General features: G+C 51.6%; 8 protein-coding genes. All 8 read right to left on the bottom strand.

Annotation, left to right across the window (positions count from 1 at the left end; genetic code table 11):
- Window positions 1-746 (bottom strand): PAS domain-containing protein (locus AB1690_11730; protein MEW6015981.1); only part of this gene is annotated, 746 nt, incomplete at its 3' end.
- Window positions 743-1,630, bottom strand: coding sequence for a GAF domain-containing protein (locus tag AB1690_11725; protein ID MEW6015980.1), 888 nt, complete (start codon window positions 1,628-1,630; stop codon window positions 743-745). The genes AB1690_11725 and AB1690_11730, both read right to left, overlap by 4 nt.
- Window positions 1,627-2,085: a hypothetical protein gene (locus tag AB1690_11720; GenBank protein ID MEW6015979.1), complete on the bottom strand. Its 459-nt coding sequence runs from the start codon at window positions 2,083-2,085 to the stop codon at window positions 1,627-1,629. The genes AB1690_11725 and AB1690_11720 overlap by 4 nt, the downstream gene beginning before the upstream one ends.
- A gap of 121 nt (window positions 2,086-2,206) precedes the next feature.
- The gene (locus AB1690_11715) at window positions 2,207-2,737 is read right to left on the bottom strand and encodes a PilZ domain-containing protein (GenBank protein ID MEW6015978.1); all 531 of its coding nucleotides are present in this window, start codon (window positions 2,735-2,737) and stop codon (window positions 2,207-2,209) included.
- 11 nt (window positions 2,738-2,748) lie between these two features.
- Window positions 2,749-3,495: a PilZ domain-containing protein gene (locus tag AB1690_11710; GenBank protein ID MEW6015977.1), complete on the bottom strand. Its 747-nt coding sequence runs from the start codon at window positions 3,493-3,495 to the stop codon at window positions 2,749-2,751.
- Window positions 3,496-4,245 (bottom strand): PilZ domain-containing protein, encoded by a 750-nt coding sequence (locus tag AB1690_11705; GenBank protein ID MEW6015976.1) that lies wholly within the window; start codon window positions 4,243-4,245, stop codon window positions 3,496-3,498.
- Window positions 4,246-4,254: 9 nt separating this feature from the next.
- Window positions 4,255-5,439 carry a DUF2225 domain-containing protein gene (locus AB1690_11700; GenBank protein ID MEW6015975.1) on the bottom strand — a complete coding sequence of 395 codons (1,185 nt, stop codon included), beginning with the start codon at window positions 5,437-5,439 and terminating at the stop codon, window positions 4,255-4,257.
- The coding region (locus AB1690_11695; protein ID MEW6015974.1) for a hypothetical protein at window positions 5,439-5,645 on the bottom strand (207 nt) is incomplete at its 5' end. The genes AB1690_11700 and AB1690_11695, both read right to left, overlap by 1 nt.

Raw genomic sequence — 5,645 nt, 5'->3', positions numbered from 1 at the left:
GGAATTCTCCAACCCGAAATCAGCGAACTGAGCGAATAATTGGAGAGATTCTCCCGGTCGCTGTAGTCTTCCAGCATCTCTTTCAGGCTTTTCTGCTGACGAGACAGCCGTGACCAGATTTCCCCCGCTTCCTCGGGGCTGCTGGGACCGATAGCCACTTTTCCTTCAAGGTAAGCGCCATCGGTATCGATCAGGAAAAGAAAGGCGCGGTTAAATCCGAGTCCTTGATTGGCGGTAACCCCGGTCAGAATTATACGGAGGACTTCGTCCAGGTCGGCCGTCGATGACAGCGCCTCGGAAACTTCGGCGAGAATCGACAATTCCAGAATCGCCTCCTCCAGCTCCGCTTTTCGACGGGCGCTCCCGGTAACATCCTGCAGAATCCCGATGATACCAAGCGTTTCCTCGGCTTGTCGTCGGAAAGGGCTCACATATACATTCAGAGTAGCAAAATGCCCCTGACGGTTGGAGCAACGGTGCTCCGGCAGGACCAGATTTCTTCCTTCGATGATCTGACTGAGGGAGTTCATCAGGCTGGTATTGAGGACGGCGTCAATATCCCGAAGTGAAGAGCCGCCGGCATCAGCGGGCTCCTGGTACCCCAGAATGGATGAGGCATTCCGATTCATATAACTTATTATTCCCTGCCGGTCGGTGATAAAAATGCCAAGCGGCATATCATCAAACTGGGCTTTCAAAAACGAGAGATACTCGTTGGTCACTACATCCTGCAGAATTTCCATCATCCCTTTACTCCCGAAGTCGATTTATGAAGATTCAGCATTCTCACGCCGTCCAGGTCATCCAGATATGATTCCGACACGAGGTCTTCAATCTGAAGAAGCCGGCGATTAATTTCGGCGATTTTCATCGCCTCATTTTCAATGCATTCCAGCCGCTCAATTAAATCCGGCGCCAGCTGGTCGCGGATGAGCGCCAGGCATTGCGTCTGCCCGACAATCACCGCCAGCGGATTGTTAATTTCATGATTGACCGACCGCGCCAACTCTTTAACCGCCGACAGTTTTTCGTGATTGATAATGTGACGCTGCGATTCCATCAATTCCTCATGCGCCTTCTGAAGCGCCTGATTCTTCGCTTCCAGTTCCGCCTGATATATCAGCCGTTCTATCGATATGGCAATCTGGTCGCCGACAATGGTCAGCAGTTTCAGGTCTTTGTCACGGAAAAAATCGGGCAGAGTATGAGCAAAATTAACGGCCCCGATGAGCTCCTCCGCTACCAGAAGAGGGATGCTGAGGAAAGAGCTGCGGGTTTTCTCCGGGGGACGGTCGAGGTTGCGGATGTTGGATAATAGCACCGGTTTTTTCTGGCGCGCCGCCCAGGCCGTGATACCGCTGCCCACTTCAAACTGCACAAAGTCGATCGGCTCTACCCGTTCTCCCAGCGAAACCATTTCATCCAGACGTTTCCGCTTCTTGTCATAGAGATAGAGCGTCGCCGATTCAAAGGCGACAATCTCCTGAATCATCTTGAGAACTCTGGCAAAGGTCTCCTTTCCCGGTGGTTCATTGCGGATGACCGCCGCCACATCGGCCACCAGGCTGATTTTATTCCAGAATCGGCTGATTGGTTCTTCCGTCTTTTTTCGTTTAGCTGCCTGATTCATTTCTTTGCCAGACTTTTTATTTTGTCCACGATGTCATCAGCCGCCAGTTGCTCCAGGGCGTCGAACAGACCGATTTTCTGGTCCGCCGGAATCATCAATGCCGGATTGTCGGGGTCGTCTTCCGATATCTGCCATTGGTCGGAGGCTTTGATTTCACAGGAGATTTTTTCTGCGGAAACGGCGATTCCCCGCTCCAGGTCAAATATTCGTAGCCGTCCGGTCAGAACGGCATAGGTGCGGTATCGGTACACAAGAATGGGAAAGATAGTCGCCTTCTTTCTGGTCAGGTCGATACGGTCGATGATAATATCCACAATGAAGCGCGCCTGGCGGGCTCGGCCGAAGGAAACTATTCTCTCCAGTTCGCCGGCGTTGCCATCCTCAAAAGCTTCCCGGCTGACAATGGTTATCGGCGCCGCCACCTGCGACACTCCATATTCAATCTTTTGTATCAATCGAGCGTCACAATACGGTGATTCCGCAATATCGACGGCAACAATTATCGTCGACTGTGCGGTTGTGGCTAGGACTGCGAGGAGAAGGCATCCTGCAAAAACCGGCCAGCAGAGCCGCCGTTTAAATCTCTTCCCTGCCATACTTGGTGACTTTCTTAAAGAAAATATATTTGTTCAGAGTCTTTTTTATCTTCTCGTCAAAAGATGCCGCATCTTCCGGAAGCAGCGCCTGCTCGGGCCCGGAGAAGATGTCTACAAAATTCTCCCGCGGCACGAACTCTACCCCCACCAGCCACTCCTTTTCGTCGGCATCACTCCGTTTTACCACGCCGACAATCCGGTCCACCACTTCCACCTCCTGAAGGGAGAATTTCATAAGCACGACGGCGTTCTCCTCAACCGGAAATTCCGTAACCAGAAGCACTCCCCCCGCGGAAATGTTGAGTATGGAGCCGTGAAATGACGGTCCGTTGAGGTCGGGCCAGAAATCCCCGGAGCGGCTCTTGAGAATGGTTCCCTCCATCGGTTCCGAAATCTCCAGCCGGATATACCGCCTCTGTTTGTCGCGGCCCAGTTTGAAGGGTGGTTTTACCCCGATGGTATCATCGCTGACCGTGACATCGGAGATTACTTTGACTCGTGACTGTTCCATCGCCAGTTCCTTTATTCTAATTGGTCTTTATATTTCTCGGTTAGGATTGACGCCAGTTCCAGACGCATCTGGTCGTCGAAATCAAATAGCCTGGCAGGAAGATTCTTGATAAGATTGCGCGGGAGTTTGCGCGGGCAGTCTTCTTTTACCATGAATTCCACTCCCACCAGGGAGCCGTTGTCGTCGCTGCGACGTTTGTGGCGCACACGGGCAACCAGAAGGCTCGGCATATTTATCTCTTCCATATCAATATTTATCACCATATAATCATCCCGCGAAAGATAGACCGGAATTTTAACCAGAGCGCCGCCCCCGCTGACATTCATGGTTGAGGTTTCCATCCATTTCAACTTGCTTAAGCGGAAATAGCCGACATTGGTATCATCGAAGAAGGTCAATTTCACTGCCCGGGCAATCGGAAACCGGATATAACGCCGCCTGACCCGCGGGGAGACTTCTTCGGCAATCGGTATTTGCACCCGTCCCGGGCGGGGAATGATGACTTTTGACGTGAAGCCGACCGGTTCCCCTTTGTAATCAAACATTACTTCGATATTCTGATTGGCAATCAACTGGTCGATTCGCCCCGCCGACCCGGAACGGTCCAGAATAAGATTGCCATCGGTAATCGCCATAACTTTAGTGCTGAGAATTCGGCCGGCGAATTGCTCGGTTTTCAACTGAATCTCCCGCCCGACCAGCTTGGAATAATCAATGGTACGGCTGCTGATAATGACACTGTCGTTTTCGGCCGTCATTTAGATTATCCCTCTCTGTCTTTCCTGAATCTGGCGGTCGAACACGAAGCGGACCAGGCGATTTTGAACGCCGGCGGTAAATCCTTTTACCGGCGCCGGCAGCGCCGCCATCTCGGTGGCGCTGAAATATTTGGAGAGCTGTCGTTCCAGAATAAATTCCACTCCGGCGTAGCGGGCGTCATTCATCCGGACAATCCGGCAACAGCATGTCGCCAGGAGACGTGGCAATGAGAGTTTTTCATATTCCGACAGTTTGATGAAGAGCAAATCCCCTTTCTTCACCGATTCATCAACTTTTAGAAGAAGGCCGCCGGCGGAGATATTTATCGAATGAGAATTATTCCACTTCATCATGGACAAGTCGATAATCGCCGAGGGTCTTTTGAGCAGGGCGTACTTGAGTTCTATCTTCATATCTATCCGGACATATTGTCTCCGCTGCACCCGTTCCATATTTCCGATGGCATAGATCTGAAGCATTCCGCCGGCTTGTTCTCCCAGCGAGCGAATCCGCGCCGGAAAGCGGTACAGGGCGTCAGGTCTCATAAATTGCACATAGACAGCGGCGTTGGCGGTCAGAAGACGGTTGCCGCCGACAAAATCCGGCTTGGTAATCACCAGGCCATCGTTGTTGAAATCTTCGATGCGGGATAGATAAACGCCCTGGTCGCGGTCTTCCCCGACAACGACTTCAATTCTGTCCCACAGTTTGAAGGGGAGATTGGTGGGATTTTTGATTGCCTTTTCCATCCTGCAACACTACGCCGTCTTGGCTTCCGCCAGGTTGTGACGACCCTGTTCAATCGCCAGTTCCAGAATCTTGCGCGCCAGAGCCGTGCGACTCTGGTCCCCTTTGTTCTTGTATATGAATTCCTGACCGGTCCGAATGGTCGTATTGAAATATTCGCGGGCGGTATCGTAATCACCGATGCGCCGGGAGAGTTCGGCAATCAGGTACGATGCCTGAATCTGCTGGTTTCCTTCGGCGATATCGCGCCCTTCTTCAAAAGCGATTTTGTAATATTTGACGGCGTACTTCAGCGCCTCTTTTTCATTGAGTGGAATACCATCCCACTTCTCCTTAATATGAATCAGAAAATCATAGAAAGACCGGTGGGAATGAAAACCGGCCTGAGTGTCGTCGCCTACTCCCCCTATTGCTGTCTTTTTCAACTCCTGGTTTAATGACTCCAGGGCATTCAGTTTTCCCTCCAGCAGTCCAATCAGGTCGCGGCTCGAAGAAATCTCCAGGTCGAATTTGTCTTTTATGGGATAAAGAAGCGACTTAACCTCCGCCGGAATTTTTTCATCTTCAAATTGCGCGGCGACGGTCTGCTCAAATGCTTTGAGCCGTTCCCTTGCCGCGAGCACGGCGCTACCTATGCCGTCAAACTTATGGTCGATATCTATCAAGTGACCCTTTATAGCCTGGTTGTTGGTGCTTTCGCCATTATCCATCTCCCGGAAAATCCAGCCAATCCGCAGGTAGAACCGCCCCAGGTCGAGGTCCATCTGTTTCTCATTCAGAGTTTCATCAATGATAGTCAGAAGCAGTTTCAGAATGGCGGTTTCGCTGGGATAGCGATTCGGGTCTAACTCCTGCCCGACTGCTTTAATCACCGAATCGGAACGCGCCAGCATGTCGAGATGGCGCTCTTTGACGGTCTTAAGACGGTAGGTCTTGAAATAGGAGTCTTCCTTCCAGTCTTTGAAACTGTTGTTGAATTCCCTGGAATAGAAGCAATTGGCGCAGGTGGCGGTGAAATAGAGAAGCGGATTATATGCCTGGTATCGTGGATTGCGCCATTTGCGGCCTGATGGGCAAAAATCGGTGTCGCGCTCCGCTTCCGTGTATGCGCCGACACGAATGGTCTCATACTCGTTTACCGTCTTACAGATGGGACATTCCACCTTGGTCATGAAAAAGGGTGATTCCGTCCCCATTATCTCATCCTCGCTTTCCCTTGAAGTTTCTGGCTCTGCTTGATCAGGGTAATCTCAGCCTCGGTGACAGGAAGAATCTTCTGCACCGTGGCGCTTCGTTTCTTCTGAGCCAGCATTTCGCGCGCCTGTTCCAGTATTTCTTTGCGGTCCCGCACCCGGTATTCGCCGCGCAGCCCGCCGGGCGTATCGGAGCTATTCAGAGAATC

It is taken from the genome of Candidatus Zixiibacteriota bacterium (genome assembly GCA_040753495.1).
Taxonomy (GTDB): domain Bacteria; phylum Zixibacteria; class MSB-5A5; order GN15; family PGXB01; genus DYGG01.
Note: the sequence above shows the minus strand (reverse complement) of the source record. Positions and strands in the feature narration are given on the sequence as shown.

Bases quoted from the DNA above. Each gene is read 5' to 3' on its own strand.
- AB1690_11725 (MEW6015980.1), bottom strand. From the start codon at position 1,630: ATGAATCAGGCAGCTAAACGAAAAAAGACGGAAGAACCAATCAGCCGA.
- AB1690_11715 (MEW6015978.1), bottom strand. From the start codon at position 2,737: ATGGAACAGTCACGAGTCAAAGTAATCTCCGATGTCACGGTCAGCGAT.
- AB1690_11710 (MEW6015977.1), bottom strand. From the start codon at position 3,495: ATGACGGCCGAAAACGACAGTGTCATTATCAGCAGCCGTACCATTGAT.
- AB1690_11705 (MEW6015976.1), bottom strand. From the start codon at position 4,245: ATGGAAAAGGCAATCAAAAATCCCACCAATCTCCCCTTCAAACTGTGG.
- AB1690_11700 (MEW6015975.1), bottom strand. From the start codon at position 5,439: ATGGGGACGGAATCACCCTTTTTCATGACCAAGGTGGAATGTCCCATC.